Source organism: Sporomusa sp., from assembly GCF_057736855.1.
In genome coordinates, this window is the sequence record NZ_JBYKYF010000368.1 from 1 (window position 1) to 2,586 (window position 2,586).

Annotated in this window: 6 protein-coding genes; all 6 read right to left on the reverse strand. The window is 40.5% G+C overall.

Features of this window, described 5'->3' with window-relative positions; translation table 11 throughout:
* Positions 1–350, reverse strand: a 350-nt coding sequence (locus AC29Z1_RS16300) for a hypothetical protein (protein ID WP_488272506.1), incomplete at its 3' end; no start/stop codon positions are given.
* Between the two features lie 249 nt (positions 351–599).
* Entirely contained in the window at positions 600–800 is a 201-nt protein-coding gene (locus AC29Z1_RS16305) for a dodecin family protein (RefSeq protein ID WP_488272507.1), read from the reverse strand.
* Positions 801–851: 51 nt separating this feature from the next.
* Complete coding sequence (locus tag AC29Z1_RS16310) at positions 852–1,022, reverse strand: hypothetical protein (protein WP_488272508.1); 171 nt, start codon at positions 1,020–1,022, stop codon at positions 852–854.
* A gap of 70 nt (positions 1,023–1,092) precedes the next feature.
* Entirely contained in the window at positions 1,093–1,842 is a 750-nt protein-coding gene (locus AC29Z1_RS16315; RefSeq protein ID WP_488272509.1) for a SigF/SigG family RNA polymerase sporulation sigma factor, read from the reverse strand.
* A gap of 9 nt (positions 1,843–1,851) precedes the next feature.
* Entirely contained in the window at positions 1,852–2,304 is a 453-nt protein-coding gene (gene spoIIAB, locus AC29Z1_RS16320) for an anti-sigma F factor (RefSeq protein WP_488272510.1), read from the reverse strand.
* 13 nt (positions 2,305–2,317) lie between these two features.
* Positions 2,318–2,586, reverse strand: a 269-nt coding sequence (locus AC29Z1_RS16325; RefSeq protein WP_488272511.1) for an STAS domain-containing protein, incomplete at its 5' end; no start/stop codon positions are given.

A 2,586-nucleotide genomic window follows, 5' to 3' on the forward strand; every position in this document is an offset into this window, starting at 1 on the left:
GCTTGCGAATTTGTAACTTGCTGCGGTGACTGGGATTGAAGTACATCTTGAGTATGCCCAGTTTCTGGTTGGTTTTGCCTAACATCCTGGCTGCCAGCTTGCCGGCTTTCATTAAGGGCCTCCTGCAAATGTTCTAGCCGAGTATTAATCTTGTTTAATAGATCAATAACTTCCTGCGAATTACTATTCTGAAATGTTTTATCCTGTTTTGCTTGCGTCTGCAAACCTTTAGATATATCATCAGCAATTACCGCATTTTCACATGCTTGTGAGTTTTCCCCTTTCCTTGGTACTTGTTGTTGCTGGGGTTTAATATAGCTTGAGATTTTACTGGTTATTCGTTTCGGCATACTCATCACTCCCAACTCTACTCAACTAAACCACTAACGTCAAAAGTCTATTAACGCTAGTAAGCACTTGATATTCATGAAAGGCCAGTATAAGTTCGCTTATATTTTGACCATAGCTAAACCGAATCATTCATAAAGAGTACCTGAGACACATTTTCAGGCCGTAGACAGCCGAAAGAATTAGCCGGGGCTGAGCTCAAATGCGAAACAATAAGAAAGACGCCGGAAAATGGCGTCTTTTCTCCACTGTTAGTGATTTACCCGGAAGGCAACTTTTACATCGGCTTTATACTCCCCGATGTGACCATTTTCTACGGTCGCAGTAAAGTTTGTTACCTCAACTCCAAGGATAGAGTCAACCGTCTTAGCCGCTTCCGAAACAGCATTATCAACTGCATCCGTCCAGTTATGTCGGGATGTTCCAACAAGTTCAATAACTTTTACAACCACATTAGTACCCCCCTGCAAAATTTATGATTGGTGACAATTATAGTCTGTGCATTATTCTGCCTTGTTATGCCACAAAAATACTTGTTTTGCTCTCAGCGGTGGTTTAGGTGGCATATCGGTAGAAAAATACAGCCAGGCAGCAGCGCTGCCAGCCATAAGCAGCGACACCAAGAATAGGTAAATAAAACCTTTAATTTTTGATTTATTAACAACACCATTCATTAGTATCACCTCTGCTTTTATTATGTCCAAATCAGTTTAGAACTACTAATAAAAAAACAGACCTCATTTACTAAGAGGTCTGCAAAAATTCACGAATTAGTTTAAGGGCCTGCTTTTCTATACGAGATACTTGCACTTGGGACATGCCAATGGCTGCCGCAATCTCTGCCTGCGTTTTATCGGCAAAGAAACGCAAATAAATAACGGTACGTTCTTTTACAGGCAGTCGCACCAGAACTTCCTTTAATGCTAAATTATCTAAACAGGCATTGTCTTGTCCGTCCGGAAGCATAATTTGGTCTAAAAGATGTATGGTATCCCCGCCGTCACTGCTTTGATATGCCTGTTCATATAAGGATATTTGCGGCTGAACCGCTTCGAGTGCGGTAACGATTTCTTGCGGTGCCATTGATAATTCTTTAGAAATTTCAGAAATTGTCGGTTCCCGCCCTAACGTTCCCTGCAACATTTCTTGCGTTTTATGAACACGGTAAGCAAGCTCTTTTAATGGTCGGCTGACCTTTACTGGATTATCATCTCGAATAAACCGGCGAATTTCACCAATAATCATAGGTACAGCATAGGTTGAAAATTTAACACGAAAAGAAAGGTCAAAGCGATCAATGGCTTTCAACAATCCAATACTACCAATTTGAAATAAATCATCCCACTCATAACCACGGTTGGTAAACCGGTGAACAATGCTTCGCACTAAATTTAAGTTGTTTTCTAGAATACGTTCTTTAGCAGCTTGTCGAACATCTGGGTCAGAGGATTGGGCCTGACGTAATAATTCCTTTAATTCCTCATCTTTGAGCATGGTATCCACCTAGTGCTCAGTGCTTGGTACAAGCATTTTTGTCATTCTCACGGTTGTACCTTGCCCAAGTTCGGAGATAACCTCTAGATCATCCATAAATGAATCCATAAAAACAAATCCTAATCCCATACGTTCAGGATCAGTTGAAAATGACGGCTGACGAGCTGCGTTAATGTCAGCTATTCCTCGTCCATAGTCAATCACTGTAAATTCAAGTCTATCATGAAATAATTTCATGATTACATCAATATAGTTTTGTTTGCTACTATTACTACTATCACCATAACCATGAATTACAGAATTTGATACGGCTTCTGACACGGCAACTTTAATTTCATCAATTGTCGTGAGTGTCAAATCTAATTGAGCCGCAAAAGCTGCAGCCGCCGCCCTAGCAAAAGCTATATTTTCGTTAGTACTTAACATCGAAAGTTTAATTTGATTTTTTATCTGAGTCTCCATTGGCACAGCCTCCTTATAATAGTTCTAACGCTTGGTCCTCTGTTTGATATATGGTTAAAACTTTTAATAGCCCAGCTAGTTCAAATAGCCGCTGTACCTGTGGTTTAAGATGCACTACGAGGATTTTTCCCCCTAACTGAGCAATCTGACGATACCGTCCAAGAATAGCACCTAACCCGGAACTATCAATAAAACTAACTCCTTGCATATTGAGCAATATATGTTTAGCTCCAGTTGTCGCCAGTGCCTCATCAACAACTGCACGAAACTCATTAGCTCCAC